This window comes from Williamsia limnetica (assembly GCF_003217475.1).
Taxonomy (GTDB): Bacteria; Actinomycetota; Actinomycetes; order Mycobacteriales; family Mycobacteriaceae; genus Williamsia; species Williamsia limnetica.
In genome coordinates this window covers 257319-279251 of record NZ_QJSP01000005.1, presented here as the reverse complement: position 1 = coordinate 279251, position 21933 = coordinate 257319, and the positions used below count along the sequence as shown (strand labels likewise).

General features: G+C 64.4%; 17 protein-coding genes and 1 pseudogene. 6 read left to right on the top strand and 12 right to left on the bottom strand.

Going from position 1 to position 21933, the window contains the following annotated elements:
- Window positions 1-111 precede the first annotated feature (111 nt).
- Genes DFR67_RS10575 through DFR67_RS10565 form a run of 3 tightly spaced genes read right to left on the bottom strand, consistent with a single transcriptional unit; the run spans window position 112 to window position 2875 of the window.
- Entirely contained in the window at window positions 112-915 is an 804-nt protein-coding gene (locus DFR67_RS10575) for an ABC transporter ATP-binding protein (RefSeq protein ID WP_245937864.1), read from the bottom strand.
- A complete protein-coding gene (locus DFR67_RS10570; protein ID WP_110469468.1) occupies window positions 899-1951 on the bottom strand; it encodes a taurine ABC transporter substrate-binding protein in 1053 nt (350 codons plus the stop codon). The genes DFR67_RS10575 and DFR67_RS10570 overlap by 17 nt, the downstream gene beginning before the upstream one ends.
- A gap of 54 nt (window positions 1952-2005) precedes the next feature.
- Window positions 2006-2875 (bottom strand): ABC transporter permease, encoded by an 870-nt coding sequence (locus DFR67_RS10565; protein WP_110469571.1) that lies wholly within the window; start codon window positions 2873-2875, stop codon window positions 2006-2008.
- Between the two features lie 471 nt (window positions 2876-3346).
- On the opposite strand from DFR67_RS10565, the gene DFR67_RS10560 reads away from it, so the two are divergent.
- Window positions 3347-4030: a PAS and ANTAR domain-containing protein gene (locus tag DFR67_RS10560; protein ID WP_110469467.1), complete on the top strand. Its 684-nt coding sequence runs from the start codon at window positions 3347-3349 to the stop codon at window positions 4028-4030.
- Window positions 4031-4085: 55 nt separating this feature from the next.
- Window positions 4086-6083: a M13 family metallopeptidase gene (locus tag DFR67_RS10555; protein ID WP_110469466.1), complete on the top strand. Its 1998-nt coding sequence runs from the start codon at window positions 4086-4088 to the stop codon at window positions 6081-6083.
- 68 nt (window positions 6084-6151) lie between these two features.
- Here DFR67_RS10555 and DFR67_RS10550 read toward each other — a convergent pair whose 3' ends face one another.
- Window positions 6152-7072 carry a L,D-transpeptidase gene (locus DFR67_RS10550; protein WP_245937863.1) on the bottom strand — a complete coding sequence of 307 codons (921 nt, stop codon included), beginning with the start codon at window positions 7070-7072 and terminating at the stop codon, window positions 6152-6154.
- Window positions 7073-7314: 242 nt separating this feature from the next.
- On the opposite strand from DFR67_RS10550, the gene DFR67_RS10545 reads away from it, so the two are divergent.
- Window positions 7315-8007 (top strand): GAF and ANTAR domain-containing protein, encoded by a 693-nt coding sequence (locus tag DFR67_RS10545; protein ID WP_110469465.1) that lies wholly within the window; start codon window positions 7315-7317, stop codon window positions 8005-8007.
- 17 nt (window positions 8008-8024) lie between these two features.
- On the opposite strand, the gene DFR67_RS10540 is transcribed toward DFR67_RS10545, so the two are convergent.
- From DFR67_RS10540 to DFR67_RS10515, 6 genes and pseudogenes are all read right to left on the bottom strand, one after another.
- On the bottom strand, window positions 8025-8876 hold the full coding sequence (locus DFR67_RS10540; RefSeq protein ID WP_110469569.1) for an alpha/beta fold hydrolase: 852 nt from the start codon (window positions 8874-8876) through the stop codon (window positions 8025-8027).
- Between the two features lie 74 nt (window positions 8877-8950).
- The gene (locus DFR67_RS10535) at window positions 8951-9616 is read right to left on the bottom strand and encodes a TetR/AcrR family transcriptional regulator (RefSeq protein ID WP_110469464.1); all 666 of its coding nucleotides are present in this window, start codon (window positions 9614-9616) and stop codon (window positions 8951-8953) included.
- Between the two features lie 228 nt (window positions 9617-9844).
- A pseudogene (locus DFR67_RS10530) lies at window positions 9845-10570 on the bottom strand (ABC transporter ATP-binding protein); the annotation flags it as partial.
- Window positions 10567-11400, bottom strand: coding sequence for an ABC transporter ATP-binding protein (locus DFR67_RS10525; RefSeq protein WP_110469462.1), 834 nt, complete (start codon window positions 11398-11400; stop codon window positions 10567-10569). The gene DFR67_RS10525 and the pseudogene DFR67_RS10530, both read right to left, overlap by 4 nt.
- Entirely contained in the window at window positions 11390-13414 is a 2025-nt protein-coding gene (locus tag DFR67_RS10520) for an ABC transporter permease (protein ID WP_110469461.1), read from the bottom strand. The genes DFR67_RS10525 and DFR67_RS10520 overlap by 11 nt, the downstream gene beginning before the upstream one ends.
- Window positions 13415-13578: 164 nt before the next feature.
- Window positions 13579-14847 (bottom strand): ABC transporter substrate-binding protein, encoded by a 1269-nt coding sequence (locus DFR67_RS10515; RefSeq protein WP_211324996.1) that lies wholly within the window; start codon window positions 14845-14847, stop codon window positions 13579-13581.
- A gap of 413 nt (window positions 14848-15260) precedes the next feature.
- Between DFR67_RS10515 and DFR67_RS10510 the strand changes: the two genes are divergently transcribed.
- Window positions 15261-16082: an SGNH/GDSL hydrolase family protein gene (locus DFR67_RS10510; protein WP_110469460.1), complete on the top strand. Its 822-nt coding sequence runs from the start codon at window positions 15261-15263 to the stop codon at window positions 16080-16082.
- Window positions 16083-16146: 64 nt separating this feature from the next.
- Here DFR67_RS10510 and DFR67_RS10505 read toward each other — a convergent pair whose 3' ends face one another.
- Both DFR67_RS10505 and DFR67_RS10500 read right to left on the bottom strand, forming a co-directional pair.
- Complete coding sequence (locus DFR67_RS10505) at window positions 16147-18324, bottom strand: 3-hydroxyacyl-CoA dehydrogenase NAD-binding domain-containing protein (RefSeq protein ID WP_110469459.1); 2178 nt, start codon at window positions 18322-18324, stop codon at window positions 16147-16149.
- Between the two features lie 45 nt (window positions 18325-18369).
- Entirely contained in the window at window positions 18370-19581 is a 1212-nt protein-coding gene (locus tag DFR67_RS10500; RefSeq protein ID WP_110469567.1) for an acetyl-CoA C-acetyltransferase, read from the bottom strand.
- A gap of 147 nt (window positions 19582-19728) precedes the next feature.
- Here DFR67_RS10500 and DFR67_RS10495 point away from each other — a divergent pair, with 147 nt between their 5' ends.
- Together DFR67_RS10495 and DFR67_RS10490 are read left to right on the top strand one after the other, a co-directional pair.
- Window positions 19729-20973, top strand: coding sequence for a TetR/AcrR family transcriptional regulator (locus DFR67_RS10495; protein ID WP_110469458.1), 1245 nt, complete (start codon window positions 19729-19731; stop codon window positions 20971-20973).
- Window positions 20970-21920, top strand: coding sequence for an adenylate/guanylate cyclase domain-containing protein (locus DFR67_RS10490; RefSeq protein WP_211324995.1), 951 nt, complete (start codon window positions 20970-20972; stop codon window positions 21918-21920). The genes DFR67_RS10495 and DFR67_RS10490 overlap by 4 nt, the downstream gene beginning before the upstream one ends.
- Window positions 21921-21933 lie beyond the last annotated feature (13 nt).

The window sequence follows — 21933 nt, the reverse complement described above, 5'->3', positions numbered from 1 at the left end:
AGCGAGTGAGTCGACGTAGGAAGAGCACACGACAAAGGGCCGCACACCCCGCGTAGCGAAGCGGAGCGAAAAAACCCAGCTGGTGAGACAAACAACAGGCCTGAGCCCAACTCAAGCGGCCGCCGCCTTCACCGCATGACTCACTTCCGAACGCAGTGAGTTGTAGTCCCGTGAGTTCCTGAGTTCGTCGAAGTCGATCCTCCCGCGAGGCAGATCCACCTCGAGGTCGAGAGCGATCTGCCCCGGGCGCTTGGAGAGCACCACGATCCGCGATCCGAGGAACACGGCCTCGTCCGCGCTGTGGGTCACGAACACCGAGGTACGGCCGGTGTCGCTGCTGACTCCGCGGACGTCTTCCTGCAGCCGTTCCCTGGTGAGCGCGTCGAGCGCCGCGAACGGCTCGTCGAGCAGGAACAGCGGGTTCTCGGCGGCCAGCGCCCGCGCGATGGCGACGCGCTGTTGCTGGCCGCCGGAGATCTCCCAGATCCGCCGGTCGGCGGTGCCTTCGAGTCCGACCCGCTCGAGTAGCTGATCGCGCCGGGCCCCGCGGTCGGCCTTGGCAATCCCGGCATACTTCAGCGCGACGTCCACGTTGCCGCCGACCGTCCGCCACGGGAAGAGCCGCGGCTGCTGGAAAACGACTCCGGCGGACTCGCCCGGTGTCGGGGGTTTGCCGAGGACGTCGACCTGACCGTCGGTGGGTTGTTCGAAACCGGCGATCAGCCGCAGCAGCGTGCTCTTGCCGCACCCCGATGCTCCCACCAGGACGAGGAACTCACCGGCCGGGACATCGAGGGAAACCGGGCCCACTGCGGTGACGGTGTCGTCGCCTGTGCCGTAGCGATGCGACACGTTGTCGAGGTGGATCGCACCCGACCCCTCTGTTCCGATCGGGCGGTCACTGGTCGAAGGCACCGGGCAGACCTTCGACGTAGATGGCCTCCTGCAACTGCGCCAGGGTGGGCGCGGAGTCGATCTGTTTCTGCGCCACCAAGAATTCGGCGGCATCGAGCAGGTTGTTCGCGATGTTGCCGACCGCCCCGGGGGTACCGAGCCACTGCGGTGAGGCGACTGCGGCCGGCGTGAGGTAGATACCCTGCTTCAGCTGGCCTTGGGCCTCTTCGGCGCTGATGCCCAACTCCTGGCCGACGAAACCTGCGGCAGCGGCCGGATCGGTGTTGATCAGATCGAGGGCGCGGGCCTGCACCTTGCGCCAGGCGTCCACCGCCGCGGGGTCGTCAGAGATCAGCTTGTCCGACACGACACCGAGGTCCAGGGTCGGGTTGGACTGGCCGATCGCCCGGCTGGTGACCAGGTCCTTACCCGTCTTGCGAAGCTCGTCGAGAGTCGGCAGCCAGGTGTAGGCGGCGTCGATGTCGCCGCGTTCCCACGCCGCGATGATGGCCTGGGGCTGCAGGTCGACGATCTTGACGTCGTTCGCCGAGAGTCCGGCCTGTTCCAGCGCGACGAGCAGGCTGTAGTGCGCGGTCGACGCGAGTGCGGTCCCGATGGCCTTGCCCTTGAGCTCGGCGACACTGTTGATGTTGGTGCCGTTGCGGGCGACCAGGGCCTCGTTGTCGCCGGCGACGTCGAGAACGAACGCGACCTTGTAGCCGATCGGCGAGTTGCCGGACAGGCCCCGGGCCACGGGGCTCGAGCCGATGGCACCGATGTCGATCGAGTTGCCGATGAAGGCCTGGTTGATCGTGGCGCCGGACTCGAATTTGGTCCACTTGATCGTGTAGTCGGGCAGAGCCTCCTCCAGCCACTTCTGGTTCTTGACGACGAGGTCGCCACTGGGAAAGGCCTGGTAGCCGACGGTGATGGTCTTCCCGCCGCTGGTGTCATCGGAGCAGGAGGCCATGCCCAGGGTCAGCGTCAGTGCGGACAGCGCGGCGACGAGCACCACCCATCCTCGACGCGGTCGGGCAGAGCGGCGTGATCGGCTCATGTTTGTTCGTTCTTTCTTCTCGTGGGATACAGATGAAGGCGGGTGCAGACTGCTCTAGACGCGTCCGCGCCAGGGCACGGTCTTGCGCTCGATGAGCTGCAACAGACCATCGATGATCAAGCCGGAGGTCCCGATCGCGATGATGCCGACCAACACCACCGGAGTGTTGTTGTAGTTGGATGCGTCTCTGACCATGCCGCCGATGCCGGGTAGGCCGTTGACGAGTTCGGCAGCCACCAGCGAGGAGTAGGCGACACCGACTGCGAGCCGGATGCCGGTGAAGGTCTCGGGCAGAGCAGAGGGGATCACGACGTCTTTGATCACCTCGAACTTGCTGGCGCCGAGTGCCTTTGCCGCCTCGATGAGGCTCTGCGGCGCGGCGAGCACCGCGGAGGTCGTCGCAACGGCGACCGGCGGAAACGCGGCGATCGCCAACAGGGTGATCTTGGGTTCCTCGTTGATTCCGAGCCAGATGATCAGCAGCGAGAAGTAGGCGAGCGGCGGCAGCGTCCGCAGGAAGGTGATCCAGGGCTCGAACAGCGCGCGGATCTTACCGAAGGTCCCCATGAGCAGCCCGAACGCGATGCCGACGATGATGCCGATGGCGATGCCGTAACCGATGCGCTGCAGGCTGATGAGGAGGTGCTCCCACAGGTACTTGCCTGCGTAACCACGGACGCCGTCAGTTGTCGTGTTCGTCTCGATGAATGAGTCCCACACCGCACTCGGCGGCGGGATCAGAGTCTCGTTCCATATCTTCAGGCTCACCACCAACTGCCACAACGCGATGAAGACCACCAGCGACAGCAGCGGTAAACCGACCCGGGACAACAGTTTCGACGCGCGCCCGGATTCCCGGCGCCGCTTGGTCGTATTCGGGCCGACCGTCTCGGTCGGTGCGGCGATGGCCGGTATGACTGACATGTGAAGAACCCCTGGTGAGCTGGCCGAGGCATCGATGATCACCATCGATATCTCAGGAGGGAGGTGTCGCGCGGGTCGAGGCAGGCGTCATCGAAGAGCGCGGAAAGCGGAAGTGTTGCAGCCGCTTCACGTTGAGCGGACTACAACTTGAAGTTGCTCACCGACAACAGTTCTGAGCACCGAGGCGGCAGAGGTCCACCGCGAGTCGCCGCACCAGCATCGTCTTGAGCACCGCGTCACAGTAGCCCGCCGACTTCGACTCACGCGGAGTTGAAGTCAGCCCACCCGAAAGTGTTCTCTTCGGCGACCCACCCTGCTATATGCACCCTTTGTGTCCGCAAACGGCTGCGGCATGCTAAAAAATCACTAGCTCGAATCGAGGGCTGCGTCTTTGCCGACAGCCCGGTGGCAATCCCCTGCCCCATGGACGCTCGGCTGACTTCCATACAGGTTTGAACAGGGAGCAGTTTCATGGAGAACAGCAGTACCGACACCCAGTCGATGCAGGACGTGCTCGGTGGCAGCACTGTCCAGAAGGTGGGTAGTTTTCGGTACCTGATCGCGCAGGATCAGTGGCATTGGTCCGATGAGGTCGCCGCGATACACGGCTATGGCGCCGGTGAGGTCTCGCCCACCACCGAACTACTGCTCGCGCACAAGCACCCAGAGGACCGCCAGCGCGTCGAGCGGGTGATCGACGACCTCCTGAGGGAGGGCAAGTCGTTCAGCAGCAGACACCGCATCATCGATCGCCGTGGACAAACGCGGCATGTCCTCGTCATCGGTGATCGCCTGATGGACCCATCCGGAGCCCTCATCGGCACCGAAGGATTCTACGTGGACCTGACAGACGTGCACGAGGGTGAGCTCAAGGAGACGATGGATGCCGCGGTCAAGGACTTCGCGGTATCCCGGGCCGTCATCGAACAGGCAAAAGGCATGTTGATGCTCGTCTACGGCATCAACGCCGACCGCGCTTTCGACGTCTTGACCTGGCGTTCACAGCAGACCAACACCAAGCTCAGGACGCTGGCACAGAACATTGTCGCTTCCGTGGACGGCAAGGTGCCGTTCGACGACGAGAGCAGGCGGATGTTCGACCATCTGCTGCTCACCGCGCACCAGGGTTCGGACGGGTCCGTGGCGGCGGAGTGACGGCCGGGGATCGGGCGCGGCTGACGGATCGCCGGTTCGGTGCCAGGATGGTCTGGTGACTTCTACCGCAGACACCGCCAATTCCACCGCTGCACGGTCCGGCATCGATCTGAGCTGGGTCGACGAGTCGGTGCGACCGCAAGACGACCTGTTCGAGCACGTGAACGGCACCTGGTTGCGCGACCACGTCATCCCCGAAGACCGCGCTGTCGACGGAGCCTTCCATGTGCTGCGCGACCGCGCAGAAGAAAACGTCCGCGACCTGATCACCGAGTGCGCCGAGTCCTCCCCTGCCCCCGGCAGCGACGCCCAGAAGATCGGTGACCTCTTCGCCAGTTTCATGGACACCGAGCACATCAACTCCCTCGGCATTGGCCCGATCAGCGCCGACCTCACGGCCCTCGGCGACGCGAGGTCGCGAACCGAGCTGGCCGAGCTCATCGGGGCAGCACAGCGCCGCGGTACCGGTGGCCTGTTCGGCTACTACGTGGACACCGACGCCAAGGCGTCAGATCGCTACCTGATGCACATCACCCAGTCCGGGATCGGACTCCCCGACGAGTCGTACTACCGCGAGGACAACCACGCCGAGACCCGCGCGGCGTACCGCGCTCATGTCGAGAAGATGTTCGCGCTTGCAGGATTCGACGATGCCGGCGCCCGCGCGGATACCGTCGTCGATCTCGAGACCGCCATTGCATCCCAGCATTGGGATGTGGTGCGCCGCCGCGACGCCGACCTCACGTACAACCTCCGCACGCTCTCCGAGTTCATCAGCGAAGCAACCGGATTCGATGTCGACGCCTGGATCTCCGGGCTACAGACCACGGGGGCGCAGACCTTCGGTGAGGTGGTTGTCGGGCAGCCGTCGTTCGTCGAGGGTGTCGCGGCGCTCTGGGGCGCACGCGACCTCGGCGACTGGCGGGTGTGGGCGCAGTGGCGGCTGCTGCATTCGGCCGCGCCGTACCTTTCCGATGAGTTCGTCGACGAGAACTTCGATTTCTACGGCAAGACCCTCACCGGGTCGGAGGTGAACCGCGATCGGTGGAAGCGTGGAGTGGGTCTCGTCGAGCAGGGCCTCGGATTCGCCGTCGGTAAACTGTACGTGGCCAAGCACTTTCCGCCTGAGGCGAAGGCCCGCATGGACGTCCTGATCGAGAATCTCGTGAAGGCGTACCGGCGCAACATCTCCGATCTGGACTGGATGAGCCCGGACACCCGCGAGAAGGCCTTGGTCAAGCTCGAAAAGTTCACCCCGAAGATCGGTTACCCCGCCACCTGGCGCGACTATTCGTCGCTGCGCATCGAGCGCGACGACCTCTTCGGGAACATCGCTCGTGCAAGCGCTTACGAAGAGGATCGGGAGTTCGGGAAGATCGGTGCGCCGGTCGACCATGATGAGTGGTTCATGACCCCGCAGACGGTCAATGCCTACTACAACCCTGGCATGAACGAGATCGTTTTTCCCGCAGCGATCCTGCAGCCTCCCTTCTTCGATCCCGAGGCGGATGACGCCGCAAACTACGGTGGTATCGGTGCGGTGATCGGTCACGAGATCGGCCACGGCTTCGACGATCAGGGCGCGAAGTACGACGGTGACGGCAATCTGCTGGACTGGTGGACCGACAGCGACCGCACCGAATTCAGCACTCGCACACGCAAGCTCATCGATCAGTATGGCACTTTCACCCCGAAGGGCCTCGACGAGAAGTACAAGGTCAACGGCGACTTCACCATCGGCGAGAACATCGGCGACCTCGGCGGTCTGTCCATCTCACTCGTCGCCTACCAGATCGCCCTGGACGGGCAGACCCCGCCAGAGATCGACGGACTGACCGGTCTGCAGCGGGTGTTCTACGGTTGGGCGCAGGTGTGGCGCACCAAGACGCGCGATGCCGAGGCGATCCGTCGACTGTCGATTGATCCGCATTCGCCGCCCGAGTTCCGCTGCAATGGCGTCATCAGGAACATCAATGCGTTCTACGACGCATTCGGGGTGCAGAAGGGCGACGGCCTGTACCTCGACGACGCGGACCGCGTCCACATCTGGTAGCCCCGAAAATGGTGGGTTCTGGCGACGCCGACCTGCGGGTTTGGTCGCCAGAACCCACCAAGATCGGACTAGCGGGTGAAGTCCGTCAGTCCGTCGGCGGGATCTGCGGTGCCGCCGATCGTGTTCTGGACGACGACGGGCGCACCCTTGGGTGCATTCTCGAAGAACCACCGTCCGTCGTCGGTGCTGACATTGAGGCAACCGTGCGAGACGTTGGTGTTGCCCTGCTGTCCGACCGACCACGGCGCGGCGTGCACGAAGATGCCACTGTTCGAGATGCGCGTCGCGTACTCGACGTACGTGCGGTAGCCGTTGGGTGAGTCGACGGGCACCCCGTAGGTGGACGAGTCCATGTACATGTCCGCGAATCGCTCACCGACCGTGTAGGTGCCGTTGGGCGTGGGGTGATCATTGGCGCCCATCGACGTCGGCATCGTCCGGACCACCTCACCGTCGACCGTCACGGTGATGGTGTGGGTGTTGTCGTCGGCCGTCGCGATCCAGGACTCCCCGATCGTGAACGCCGAGCCGGCGCTACCGGCCTGGACCGACACCTTGGTGTGCGCCGGCCAGAACTCGTCCGGCTTCCAGCGGAGTTCCTTGTTGCCCACCCAGTACAGACTGCCGTCGACCGGCGGCGTGGAGGTGACCCGAATGGCCTTCTCCGCCGTCTTCTTGTCGTCGACTGCAGCCTGGAAGGTGATGATCACCGGCTGGGCGATCCCCACCGTCTCACCGCCGGCGGGATCGATTGCCGGAGTCGAGAAGTTGGCCCGCCCCAGGGGCTGATCGGGGGCCGTCGTCGGCGCCGGGCTCGCCGGACCGGGCTTGGGCAGATCAGGTGCGGAGATGCCGGGCACCTCCGGGCCTCCGGGCCAGGCCGGTTCGGCCGTCGCGGTGATGGTGGACGCCCCGAGGACGAGCGTCACACCCGCGACCACCGTCACGAGCCGGGGGAGGCAACCATGCCTCATCCTGCCGAGCTGCATGCGATGTCCCCTTTTGGTATCCCCCGAGCGCCCAAGATACGTCAGAGCCCGAACATTCTCCACCATCTTCAGCGCTCAGCCGCCTATCGCCGCTGCGCCGGAGGTCGCACGCTGCGTTTGACCACACGCGGAGCGGTTCGAGAGCAGTATGTAAGTCGTCGTCCGGCCGCGGCGAATTGACATCGATAAGTAGACTTCCAGAATTGTCTAGCAGTACAGTCCGTAGCAGGAATCAGGAACACATGACACCACCGAACACCCACTTGTCGGAACAGATGGCCGCCGTCGCGCGGCTGCTGCGGTCCGAGAGCAAGGACACCGACACCGTCCTGCGCGCCATCTCGAAGTCAGCTGTCGAAAACGTTCCGGGCGGGGAGTACGCCAGCGTCACCTTGGTGACGGCCAACGCCAAGGTCGAGACGCCGGTGATGGTGGGCGACCTGGCAGGCAAATGCGACGAACTACAGCAGGAGTTCGGCGAAGGCCCGTGCATCCGGTCGGCGCTCACCTCCGAGACCATTCAGATCGACGACATGGGCTCGGAGACCCGGTGGCCGCGGTTTGCCTCGGGAGCCGAAGGCCTCGGCATCAAGTCGATGATCTGCTTCTGCCTGTACATCGAGGACGACACCTTCGGCGCACTGAATCTGCACAGCTCGACAGCGAACGCGTTCGACGACGAATCGATCTCCATCGGCTCACTGTTCGCCGCCCATGCCGCCATCGCATTCGCCGCGGTCCGGGAGAAGGACCAGATCCGGGCAGCGCTGACCAACCGCGACATCATCGGTCAGGCCAAGGGCATGATCATGGAACGCTACAAGCTGGCGCCCGACGACGCCTTCCGGCTTCTCGCCCGCCTGTCCCAGGACTCCAACGTCAAGCTCGCCGACATCGCGCTTCAGGTGGTCACCGCGGGGCCGGACGAACGCTAGCCCCCGGCCCCAGCGCGTCATCGACTCAGAAACTCCCCCACTGCGCTCTCGAAGGCGCGCTTGGCCTCGATCATCACCCAGTGCCCGCAGTTGGGGAAGACGTGCAGCTCGGCCTGAGGTATCAACCGCATCGGGACCATCGCCATGTCCGGCGGGCTGACCCTGTCGTCTCGACCCCACGTGAGCAGGGTCGGGCAGCTGACCTTGTGCATCATCGACCAGTACGGCGGGGTGTCGGATGCGGCCATGAACTCCTGCTGCATCGCGAAGGCCGCCGAGCCGTACATCATCTGGGCCGTCTGCTGAGCGTCCGGGTTGATGGCGGCCTCCCAGCGCTCTTCGATCAACTCGTCGGTCACCAGCGCGCGATCGAACACCATCGCGGTCAGCCAGCGGACCAGCTTGTCCCGGTCAGGGGCGTCGGTGAACTCCTGCAGCAGCCGCAGCCCCTCGCTCGGGCTAGGACTGAACACATTCGGTCCCACGCCGCCGATGGTCACCAGCTTGCTCACCCGGTCCGGTTTCTTGATGGCGAGGTTGACGCCGACCACACCTCCCATGGAGTTGCCGATGACGGGAGCCGATTCGATGCCGAGCGCATCCATGAAACGGATCACCGACGATCCGGCGGTCAGGACGGGGTGCCCCTTCACGGGATCGCTCACGCCGAACCCCGGGAACTCCAGCACGTAGCAGTGGAAGTTCTCGGCGAACACCCCGAGGTTCCCCCGGTAGTTACGCCAGCCGGTGACACCGGGGCCGGAGCCGTGTAACAAGATCAGCGGCGGACCGGACCCCGCCTCGTGGTAGCGCAGCACGCCGCTGTCGGTCTGCAGTTCTCGCTTGGACTCGTCATAGGTCACGTTCACCACATCAGATTAGAACGTGTTCCAGTTCTGTGTGCCCGATGGGGCACGATCGTCCGGCAAGCGAAAATCGGACCTCACACGTCGAGAGACTCGTCGATCGCGTGGAGTTGGCGAACTTCCACCGATCGCAGCACTGCGAGCGACGCGGTCACCGCGAGATCACATGCGGCGTCGATCCCCGCACCAGAGACGATCACCGCGCGGTAGGCGACATCGAGGCTCATCCCGAGCAACATCGACGCCAGGGTGTCTGCGCCGGCGCCGACCGTGTCGCCCTGCTCGGCGTAGTTTCCACGAAGCCGCTCGGCGATGCGGGGTTCGAGCGCCGCGAAGAGCCGCCGGCCAGGGTCGTGATCTTCATCGCGGTTCGTCAACAGCACCCGGAAGCCCCTGGGTTGACTGCGCGCGAACTCGAACAGCGCTTGGACGGAGTACCGGGCCCGGTCGCCGTAGGCCATCGTCTCGCCTTTGTCGTACGCGGCGAACATCCATTCGGTGAGCGCCGTGAGCTCACGGTCGATGACCGCCTCCACCAAGGAATCCCGCGAACCGAAGTGCGCGTACAACGTCACCCTGGAGGTACCGCCACGTTCGGCGATCATGTCCATGGTGGCCCGCTGCGCACCGACGTCGGCGATCACCGACAACGCGGCATCGAGTAATTCATCGTCGGTCGGCCGGTTACGGGTACTGCGAGTGGTCTTCGCTGGGACCTCGCCCGAGCTGGTCGTCTTCGGCACTTACCCTCCTCCAGCGAGACACCGCGCCCCGCCCCGGGTGCTCCGGGACGGGCCGCTCCCACATGCATGCCTCGAGTTCAGGCGCTAGTCGACAACCTTTGCCGCCGCATCGGTCTCACCGGACTCACGCGGCTCACCGGTCGAGCTCCGCTGCGCTTCGTCTCCCACCAATCCGGTCGAGCTCCGCTGCGCTTCGTCTCCCACCAATCCGGTCGAGCTCCGCTGCGCTTCGTCTCCCACCAATCCGAAGTATGCAGCCTCTACCTTCTCCCGTTGCCCACGCAACTCCTGCGCCGGCCCCGCCAGAGCCACTCGGCCATGGTGCAGGACTATGGCGGAGTCGGCAATCGCAAGCGCCAGGTCGATGTGCTGCTCCACCAGCACCACCGCCATCTGTTGCTCGTCGGCGATGGTGCGCAACCGCGGCAGCAGATCCTTGACGGCGATGGGTGACAACCCGAGACTCAGCTCGTCGATCAGCAGAACCTTCGGTCTGGCCAGCAACGCCTTCGCCAGCGCCAGCATCTGCTGCTCGCCACCCGATAGGTTTCCGCATCGCCGGCCCTTGAGCGTTTTGAGTTTGGGGAAGTACTCGAACACGTCGCTCAGTTCGGCGCCACCCTTGCGTTTGGCCAGCCGCAGGTTGTCGGACACGGTGAGTTTGTGGAACACGCCGCGGTTGTCGGGGACCAAGGTCAGCCCCCGGCGCGCATTGCGCTCGACTCGCCTGTCCAGCGGTTCACCGAGGACAGTCACCGATCCCGAGAGGAATGTCAACGCGCCGACCGCGGCGAGCAGGGTCGTGGTCTTACCCGCCCCGTTCGGTCCCAGCAGGGCAAGGATCTCCCCGGCGCGCACACTGGCATCGAAGTCGCGGACGGCGGGAACCCCGCCGTAGCCCACGTTGAGTCCTGCGATGGTCAACACCGGTTCTGTGGCCGCAACAGTTGTCATTGTGCCGTCCCTTTCTGCAGTAGGGGCGAGGCCGCGGGCCCACCGTCAGCGTCGATGTCGACCTCTGCTTCGACCTCCGCGCTGCCCAGGTAGGCGGACACCACTCTCGGGTCGTCACGTATCTCCTGCGGAGCGCCGGCCGCGATGACCTTGCCGAAGTCCAGGACGTACAGCCGGTGACACACGTCCAGGACGAGCGACATGTCGTGATCGATCAACAGCACCCCGATGCCGGTGGCGGCGATGCGGCGTAGTTCGTTTCCGAAGTCGCGACTCTCGTGGGTGTCGAGCCCGGCGGCAGGTTCGTCGAGCAGCACCATCTTGGTGCCACCGACAAGCGCGCGTGCCACCCCCACCAACTTCTGCTGGCCCAGCGCCAGCTCACTCGGGTGCCTGTCTGCGGCATCGGTCAGACCCACCATCGTCAACGCTTCGTCGATTGTTTTCACCGGTGGCTTCGAGCCGGTGAAGATGTCTGCGAACAACGCCTTGAGGCCGGGTTTCTGGACCGCGACCGCCAGGTTCTCGGCCACCGTCAGATCGGCGAACAGTTCGCCCGCCTGCCAGGTGCGGGCCATCCCTGTACCGCGTCTGCGGTGCGGGCTGTATCCGTCGATCCGGACCCCGCCCATGGTCACCTCCCCTGTTGACTTTGTGAAGCCGGTGACCGCGTCGACGAACGTGGTCTTGCCGGCTCCGTTGGGGCCGATCAGACCGACGATCTCCCCCGCACCGACGTCGAGTGTGATGTCGTCGTTGGCGACCACGCCGCCGTAGCGCACTGACAGACCTCGCGCCTGCAGCAATGCACCTGCTGCTTCAGCCGACATGAGAACTCGCTTTCGTTTCGGAGGGCCCGACCGCCGGCGTCGCAGCCGCGGAGTCCGCGGTCCGCTGCCCGATTCTGTTGGATCTCGCCTTGATCTGGTCGACGACTTCGCGGACTGCACCGACCACGCCAACCGGGTTGAGAACGGCCATCAGCAACAGGCTGCCCGCCGCGATGAGCTCGTAGTACTTACCGAAATCGAGAGTCTGGGTGAGGAATACGTATCCCACCCCCAGCGGACCGATGATGCCGGCCACGAAGGCACCCGACACCGAGGTGATACCGCCGACGTATGTCATCGCGAGCAACGTCAGGCCGATGATGACGGTGAACGAGCCCGCCGACAGCTGCCCGCGGCTGTACCCGATGAGACATCCGCCGACCCCGGCGAGAAACGCCGACAGCGCGAACCCGAGGATCTTGGTTGCTGCCACGTTGATTCCCACCGAGGCTGCTGCACGTTCGTTCGAGCGGACCGCCAGGAACGCACGGCCGGTGGCGCCCGCCATGAACCGCATGACGATCAGCGTCAGTACCGTCACCACCACCAACACCATCATCGAGAACTCGATGGTCGTGAGCTCGCTGCCCTGCCGGACCGACAGATCCCAACCGAACAGCGTGGGGTCCGAGATGAGGTTGCCCTCGAACGGTGTGAGCGCCGGATTGTTGAATACGAAACTCTGGATGGCAAGCGCTGCAGCCAGGGTGACCACCGCCAACTGCGCACCGCGGATACGGAGGGCGGGAACGCCGACGATCACTCCGAGCGCGGTTGCGATCAGCGCCGACAGCAGGATGCTCAGCGGGAACGGGACTCCCCAGTTCGTCGTCACCTTGGACAACGCAAAACCCGCAGCACCGGCAAAGGCCATACTCGCCAGTGAGATCTGACCCAGGTAACCGGTCAACAACACCAACGACAGCGCGATCAACGACAGGATCATCGATGTCACGATTCCGAATCGCCAACTGCCGGAGGTCAACAGGACCGCGATCACCACGGCGGCGACCATCAGTACCACCGGTATCGGACGGATCTTGGGAATGAACACGGCAGGCATCTTCGCCTCGCCGAGCGAGCCACGTGAGGGAATCTTGCCACCGAGCAGGAACAGTGCGATCACCACGACGACAAACGGAACGGCGTCGCCGACCCCCGTCTGCGCCCAGCTCGGCCACCATTCCAGCGTGCTCGCCCAGAGGATCACTGCCTGGAACGCGCCCAAGACCAGTCCTGCCACACATGCGACACCGAACGAGGTGAGCCGTCCGACGAGCGCGACCGCCAGCGCCGGGATGATGTAGAACGTGTAGCTCGTGGCATCGAGACCGATGGTGTAGGCACCGAGGACAACGATGAGTCCGGACGCGGCACCGGTGATGACCCACACGATCGCGGCGAGCCTGTCCGGAGAAAAGCCCGCCAGGCGTGCGGCCAGTTCGTCCTCTGAGCCCGCCCGAGTTGCGACACCCAGAGTGGTCAGAGAGAAGTACGCCCACAGCAGCAGTGCGATCAGTACGGCGACGACTGCCATGAGGATGTCGCTGACGTTGACGATCGCGCCGGCGATCTCGAAGGTGTTCTGCGGCAGAATCGGTAGTGCCATCAGCGAATCGGTACTGAAGCGCAGGTGTACCAGGGCAGTGATGAACAGCATCAGACCGACGGAGGCGACCACCTGTGCCAGTACGGGAGCACGGCGCAGTGGCCGGAAGATCAGATAGTGCGCGAGGAGCGCCCAGAGTGCCGCCGTCGCGACGCCGATCACGATGGCGAGCACCATCGGTGTCGGGTTGTCCTCACTGCCGATGCTCACGCTTCCGACAGGGAGTACAAGAGTTCCGTCGGTACGCAGTGCTGCAACAACATACACCGCCCACAGGGCTATCGAACCCTGCGCGAAGTTGATGACCCCGGTTGCCGCATAGATGCCCACCAGGGACGTGGCAAACACCGAATAGACGGCGCCGACCGCAAGGCCGAGGAACACGAATTGGATGAATTGACTCATGGGTCGGTGCCCACCTCACTGTGCGTATCTACGTAAGACCAGGGATGCATCCACGTAAGACCAGGGCGGATATGCGCGATCAGACATTCTGGCACCGGAGGTGGATCGTTCGAGGGTTCGAACGATCCACCGCCGGCATGGTGCTCGTTGTCGAGCGCGATCAGCTAGCTGGCACCGGGGATGGCTTGGAGCGCAGCCGGGTTGGGCTGGGTCAGGCCGCCACCGATGGGCTCGGTCTTTTTGTCACCGACCACCTCGAAGACGAACATCTCGGTGGTGCAGTTGGGCGTGGTCGGCTTGCCACAGTTGAGCTTCGGTCCCAACCAGCTCTGGTAGTCCGTCACGCCTTTGAGTGCGGCGAGCACAGTCGGACCGGTGTACTCCGCAGGCTTGGCCGCGCCGAGGGTCCGGGCGAAGTCGACGAAGGTCGAGAAGGTGCCGTAGGCGTAGAAGCCACCGGACTCGCCGGCTTCATCGACGAACTTCTTGGTGGTTGCCAGGTTTTCCTGCATGTCGGCGGGCGCGGCATCCGACGCCGGCTCGAGCCAGATCGGCGAATACGTCTGGGCACCAACGGCTTGTGCTCCCATCGTGTCGATGAACTCGGTGCAGGCCGCAAGGAACATGGTGTTCTTGAAGCCGACCGACTTCAGCGACTGCGCGAGCTTGGTGCAGTTTGCATCTGTCTGCGAGGTCATCAGACCGCCCGCGTCCGGGTTACCGGAGTTGATGGTTGATGCCAGTGCGGTGTAGTTCGGGTTCGTCGGCGAGTAGTAGACACTCTTGACGTCGAGGCCGAGCTGCTGACCCAGTGGCATCAGAATACGTTCGAACGTCTGCCGCGCGGCGGCGACGTCAACGTTCGCCAGCGTCAGGGAGTTCTTTCCCTGGGCCTTGAGAGACTGCATCACGCCGACCAGGAACGAGGCCTGTGGCGGTCCGAAGTACACGCGGTTGTCGGCTGACGAGCCGGTCACCGAGTCGAACGGGATCTGTCCCACCAGTGGGATGTTGGCCGACTTGAGGATCGGCAGGGCTGCACTGGATGCGGCGTCGTAGCCGTCGATGACGGCAGTGACGCCCGCCTGCACGAGCTGGTTGGCGCAGCCGATGGTGGACTCCGGCGCCGACACATCGACGGCGCAACTCGTCACCTCGATGGGATGGCCGTCTATGCCGCCGAGCGTGTCATTGATGTACTTGACGGCAGCTTTCTGTCCCACCTCGACGCCGGGCTGGGTGATCGGTCCATTCGATGGATTGAGGAAGCCGACCTTGATCGGCGTACCGGTGGCCTTGGTGCCACTTTCCGACGGTGCGGCTGCGGTGCTGCCGCCGTCATCGGACCCGCTGTCGTCGCTACACGAGACGACGGAAAAGACACACGCCGCCGCGACAAATACCGCCGCAATCCGGCCGGTTCTCCTACGCATTTCAATGCCTTTCCCGGCGGCTTGTGACAGGAACGAATTCATGCAATCCGATCAGCTCGTCGACACGACGAAATGGGATTGAGCAGCACGAACAAGCCCGGCCAGGCCCTCCGACTTACACGAAGTTTGCTACCGAATCGCGAGTTTGCAATTCGCCAGTGCCCGATCCGGGTGTGATCTGGGCCACTCGAAAAATAGCCCCTGCCTTACAGCGGTGTCAAGGTGGATCCGTAACCAAAATTCTAGACAGAAATGCCTATGACGGGGTTTCCCAAACCGCCCGTATTGCCCGAATTCAGGCGTATAAACAAAGCCCGGAAAAGTCTTTCGCAATGCGCACTGATTCGCCCAGGACATCGGCGCACCGTGCGCCTTGCTCCCCGGTGTCGCTGCACGGCTCTAGACTCTGCGGCGTGAGCTACTCACGATTCGTCGCGATCGGCGACAGCCAGACCGAAGGCATGTGCGACGGCGACGACGACACCGGCTACCGCGGCTGGGCCGATCGACTGGCCGATGAATTGGCCGGGCACAATCCGGACCTGCGCTACGCCAACCTCGCCGTCCGCGGCCGGACAACCCGACAGATACGCGACGTCCAGCTCGGCCCTGCGATCGCGCTACAGCCTGATCTGGTGGCAGCTCCCCTGGGCATGAACGACGTTCTCGCCAGGACCCCGATGTCCCAGGTGCACGAAGACCTCGACTTCGTCTACGGCGAACTGCACAACACCGATGCGACCGTACTGATCTCGACCTTCCCGAACCTCGCACGCATCGTGCCGATCGCCAAACGCATCGAAGCGCGACTGCTCATGGTCAACGCGATGATGGAGGAGTTCGCGACACGATATGGCTTCGTCCTCGTCGACCTGAACGCCGCACCGGTGCTCACCGATCCCCGGTCGTGGTCACCGGATCGTCTGCACGCCTCACCGTTTGGGCACCAGCGATTCGCCGCAGGCGCCGCACACGCCCTCGGGGTCGTCGGCAGCGACCCTGAGTGGGGCAAGGCGTTGCCACCGCGCCCACCGCTGACCATCGCGCAGACCGTTGCGCGCGAAGCCGAGTGGGGCCGAACTTTTTTCATACCTTGGATGATTCGCCGCATTCGAGGGGTATCGCTCGGAGATGGCCGCGAACCCAAACGCCCGGAACTGACGCCGGTGGTGCCGCAGACGCACCACGGCCCGCTTCCGGTGCAGGAAGCGGGCCGTGACGAGCGCAGTGGCTAGGGAGTGATTGTTTCTTGCACGCCTCTCACATAGCCGCGCACAAACCTCTCCCGGTCAGGAAATCTCAGTACTTCTCACCTTTGGCAGCCTTGTCGACGAGCGACTGCGGCGGCTCGAAGTTGCTGCCGTACTTGCCGGCGAGATCACGGGCACGATCGACGAAGCCCTGCAGTCCACCCTCGTACTGGTTGATGTACTGGATGACACCACCGGTCCAGGCCGGGAAGCCGATGCCGAAGATCGAGCCGATGTTGGCGTCGGCGACGGTCTCGAGCACACCCTCGTCGAAGCACTTGACGGTCTCGAGGGCCTCGGCGAAGAGCATGCGCTCTTTCATGTCCTCGAACGGGATGGTCGTCGAGCCCGAGTTGAACGCCTCGCGCAGACCGGGCCAGATGCCGATGCGCTTGCCGCTCTCGTCGTAGTCGTAGAAGCCCTTGCCACCCGAACGACCCGGACGGCCCAGCTCGTCGACCAGCTTGTCGACCACGGCGGACGATCCGTGCTCGGGAACCGTCTTGCCCTCGTTGGCGAGTGCCTTCTCGGTCTCCTTGCGGATCTTCTGCGGCAGGGTCAGCGTCAGCTCGTCCATGAGCTGCAGCGGCGGTGCCGGGTAACCCGCCTGTGCACCTGCCTGCTCGATGAACGCCGGCTCCACGCCCTCGCCGACGGCCGCGATGGCCTCGTTGATGAACGTGCCGATGACCCGCGAGGTGAAGAAGCCGCGGCTGTCGTTGACGACGATCGGCGTCTTGCGGATCTGCAGGGTGTAGTCGATGACCTTGGCCAGGACCGCGTCAGAGGTCTTGGCCCCCTTGATGATCTCCACCAGCGGCATCTTGTCCACAGGCGAGAAGAAGTGGATTCCGATGAAGTCCTCGGACCGCTTCACTCCCTCTGCCAGGCTGGTGATCGGCAGGGTCGAGGTGTTCGAGCCCAGGATGGCGTCGGGTTCGACGATGTCCTCGATCTCCTGGAAGACCTTGTGCTTGACCTCAACCGACTCGAACGCGGCCTCGATCACGAGGTCGACACCCTTGAAGTCGGCGGCGTCGACGGTCGGGGTGATCCGTGCCAGCAGGGCGTCGGACTTCTCCTGGGTGGTCTTGCCGCGAGAGAGTGCCTTCTCTTCGAGCTTGATCGCGTAGCCCTTGCCCTTTTCGGCAGCCTCGATGTTGACGTCCTTGAGGACCACATCGATGCCGGCTTTCGCGGAGACGTACGCGATGGCTGCGCCCATCATGCCGGCGCCGATGACGCCGACCTTCTTGGCCGTGTACTTCTCGTAGCCGTCCGGCCGCGAGGCGCCACCGTTGATGGCCTGCAGATCGAAGAAGAACGCCTTGATCATGTTCTGCGCGACCTGACCGGTCACCAGCGACACGAAGTAGCGGGTCTCGATCTCGTCGGCGCTGTCGACGTCGACGTAGGCACCCTCGACCGCAGCGGCCAGGATGGCGCGCGGCGCAGGCATCGGCGCACCCTTGAGCTGGCTACGCAGCAGTGACGGCATGGCCGGGAGCACCTGTGCCAGTGAAGGACTGGAAGGTCCACCACCGGGGATCTTGTAGCCCTTCTTGTCCCACGGCTGTGCGGCCTCGGGGTTCGCGGCGATCCATGCCTTGGCAGCCGGGATCAGTTCGTCCACGGTTCCGACGACCTCGTCGACGAGGCCGGTCTCTTTTGCCTTGGTCGGATTGAAGCGGGTGCCCTGCAGCAACACACCCATCAATGCGGTCTGGATGCCCAGGAGCCGCACGGTACGGACCACGCCGCCGCCACCGGGCAGTAGGCCGAGGGTGACCTCGGGAAGTCCGAGCTGGTTGCCCTTGACGTCGGCCGCGATGCGGTAGTGCGTGTGCAGCGCGATCTCCAGGCCACCGCCGAGCGCAGCACCGTTGATGGCTGCGACCACGGGCTTGCCCAGGGTCTCGAGCCGGCGCAGCACTGCCTTCATGCTGTTGGTGGTGTTGGTGATCTGGGTGGCCAGTTCGACCTTGTCGACGCCCTTACGGTCAGACGTCATGTCCTTGAGATCGCCACCGGCGAAGAAGGTCTTCTTGGCCGACGTCAGGATGACACCGGAGATGCTGTCCTTCTCGGCCTCGAGACGATCGACCGTTGCGGCCATCGAGGTGGTGTAGAGCGCGTTCATCGTGTTGGCGCCCTGATTGGGGTCGTCCAGGGTGAGCAGGACGACGCCGTCGCTGTCCTGTTCCCAGTTGATCATGTTGTCGGTCATAGGTATTCGCAACTCTTTCGTGAAGGGGGGAAGGGCCGGAGAGGGTCAGACACGCTCGATGATCGTGGCGACACCCATGCCGCCGCCGATGCACAGGGTGATCAGGCCGTAGCGGCCGCCGGTGCGCTCGAGTTCGTCGAGCACGGTTCCGACCAGCATCGCGCCGGTGGCACCGAGCGGGTGGCCCATGGCGATCGCGCCACCGTTCACGTTGGTCTTCTCGTGCGGGATCTTCAGATCCTTCATCCACTTCATGACCACCGAGGCGAATGCCTCGTTGAGCTCGAAGACGTCGATGTCATCGACGGTCAGACCGGCCTTCTTCAGCACGGCCTCGGTGGCCGGGGTGGGGCCGGTGAGCATGATCGTGGGATCGCTACCGGTCTGAGCGGTGGCGACCACGCGTGCACGCGGGGTGAGTCCGGCCTTCTTGCCTGCCGCCTCGGAGCCGACGAGCACGAGGGCGGCGCCGTCGACGATGCCCGACGAGTTGCCGCCGGTGTGAACGTGATTGACCTTTTCGACGTTGACGTACTTCTGCCGTGCGACGTCATCGAATCCACCCATGGCGGCGATGCCCTCGAAAGCCGGCTTCAGCTTGCCGAGGCTCTCGACGGTGCTGCCCGGACGACGATGCTCGTCGTGGTCGAGCAGGGTGACGCCGTTCATGTCCTTGACGGGCACGACGGACTTGGCGAAGTAGCCACCGGACCAGGCGGCCTCGGCGCGGGCCTGCGACTCGGCCGCGTAGGCGTCGACGTCTTCACGGGAGAAGCCCTCGATGGTGGCGATCAGGTCGGCACCGATGCCCTGGGGCGCGATGTAGAGGTCGTACGCCGTGGTCGGGTCGGTGAACATCGCGCCGCCGTCGCTGCCCATGGGCACGCGGGACATCGATTCGACACCACCGGCGATCACGAGGTCGTCCCAGCCGGAGGCGATCTTCTGGGCGGCGAGGTTGGTGGCTTCGAGGCCCGAGGCGCAGAAGCGGTTGATCTGGGTGCCGGGGACCGTATCGGGCAGACCGGCGACGAGTGCTGCGGTACGCGGCAGCACCGCACCCTGCTCGCCGACCGGCGAGACGAGACCGAGGACGACGTCGTTGATGTCGGCGGGATCGAGGTCCGGGAAACGAACCTTGAGTTCATTGATGAGGCCGACCACGAGGTCGACGGGCTTCACGGTGTGCAGTGAGCCCTTCCGTTGCTTGCCACGAGGCGTGCGGATGGCCTCGTAGATAAATGCTTGTTCACTCACGCTGGGGTTTCCTTTCACATGAACGGCGCTGTTCGCCAGCACTCGCCTTCGATCTGACACCAGGCTAACGCGCTGTAACTTATTTGACCATACCCCGACTACAAAGCGGCATTGCGCACGTCGATCATGCGCTAGGGTTGATTCACAATGTCCTCGAACTCCGACGTCGCGGGCGGCCAGCGGACGCAGCGTCACAGCCGCCCGGCCGACCGCAAACACCAGCTCACCGACCGTGCTGCCGAGCTCTTCCTGGCGCGCGGATACGACCATGTCTCGGTGGCGGACATCGCGAAGGCCGCAGGCGTGACCGGACCGTCGATCTACCGGCACTTCGTCGACAAACAGGCAATTCTCTATGCCGCGGTGATGTCCGGCGTCGAGGACATCGAGAAGTGCACCGACACCGCACTGGCCCCCGCCGACAACGGGGAGATCCCGATCGACAAGGCCATCGAGAAACTGTGCGCGCTCGGTGTGACCAACCCGCGTTCCGCGGCGCTGTGGCGCTGGTCCACGGCCCATCTGACCCCCGACCAGAACGATGAGGTCGCCCGGCGCACCCGAAAGGTGCTGCATCGATGGTCGGGCGCGGTGTTCGCCCACCGCACCGACCTGTCCGCTCGCGACATCGACCAATTGGCATGGTCGATCCTCAGCGTCAACGGCAGCGTGTCGGTACACCGGACGAGGATCTCCACGTCGAGGGCCGTCGCCCAGTTGGTCAAACTCGTGGCCCGGGTCGTCGAGCTGACCCCCGAGCACGCCGTCGCCATCCCCCCGATGCCCCGGGCGATGGCCGAACCGTCGGGTCGCCGGGACGAGATCCTCGATGCCGCCGCGGCACTGTTTCAGCAGCGCGGTTTCGCCACCGTGGGTGTCGACGAGATCGGCGAGGCGGTGGGCATCACCGGACCGAGTGTCTACAAACACTTTCCGAGTAAGCAAGCGATTCTCATCGGCATCAGTCAACGAAGCGCGAACCGCCTCGAAGCCAGCGCCATCGCGGCATACTCCGTGGCCTCCGACCCGGCGTCGCTGCTGGCGCTGCTCGTGGACTCGTACGTCCAGGTGTTGACGTCGACACCCGATCTGTCGGTGTCCTTCAACAGTCGCAGCGTGCTCGAAGGCTTCGACAATGGCGATCTCATCACCTATCAGCGCCGGTACGTGGGACGCTGGGTGAACCTGGTCGAGCAGATCGAGACCGACCTACCGACCCCGGAGGCCGCGGTGACCGTGCACGCAGCACTGACAATCGCCAACGACGCCATGCGCTTGCGGCGAAACTGGAGCAGGCCAGATATGCCGGCCCTGCTGGCATACCTGATGAAAGGCGTTCTCGGACTACCCGAGGCCGCACCGAACACTCAGGCGGGGCTCGCACTCTCGTGAGCGACCAGCCCGATATCAGCCCGCCCGATATCAGTGCCGAGACCATCGAGTCGCAGTTACTCGGCGGCGAGCGACTTTTCACGCTCGAAGACATGACCGCAGCCCTGAACATCTCAGAAGACCACGCACGGCGGGTCTGGTCGGCGTTCGGCTTCACGATGGACGGCGACGACAAACTCTTCACCGCCGACGACGTGCAGGCGCTGCAACTGGTCCGGGGTCTCGACGAGGGACAGCCACCGGAGTTCGAGATCGCGATGGCCCGCGCCCTCGGCCAGACGATGTCGCGGCTTGCGGACTGGGAGGCCAATAACATGGCCGATCGCATCCGGAGCGGCGACAGTCCAGATCTCGAGACGATGCTGAACGCCGTGCAGCGGGTGCAGACCCTGGTCTGGCGCCGCCACCTCGCGTCCGCGCTGCAGAACGCACTGGCGACCACTGATGGTGTGAACCGCACTCTTGCTGTCGGTTTCGTCGACATAGTCGGATACACGAGCCTGTCGCGCAAGATCGGGATGGACGAACTCGACGGTCTGCTCGAGACGTTCGAGACGAACGCCTACCTGGTGATCACCTCGCGTGGCGGCCGGGTGGTGAAGACCCTCGGCGACGCCGTGATGTTCGAGGTCGAAGATCCCACGGCAGCGGCCGACATGGCCCTTACGCTGCAACAACTTTCCGACGAGCACGGACTCCCACCGCTGCGTGTCGGCATCGCCTACGGCACCGTCCTGACCAGGCTCGGCGACGTCTTCGGCGAACCGGTCAACATCGCAGCCAGGTTGACCAGCTCCGCCCGACCCGGCACGGTCCTCGCCGATACCGAACTGGGGACTGCGATCGACGGCGACGACCGCTTCTTCCTCAAATCGATAGGCAGCCTGCACGTGCGAGGCTACAAACGGCTACGCGCAAGCGTGCTCGAGGCGAACAAGAAAGCCTGACCCAACAAAAGCA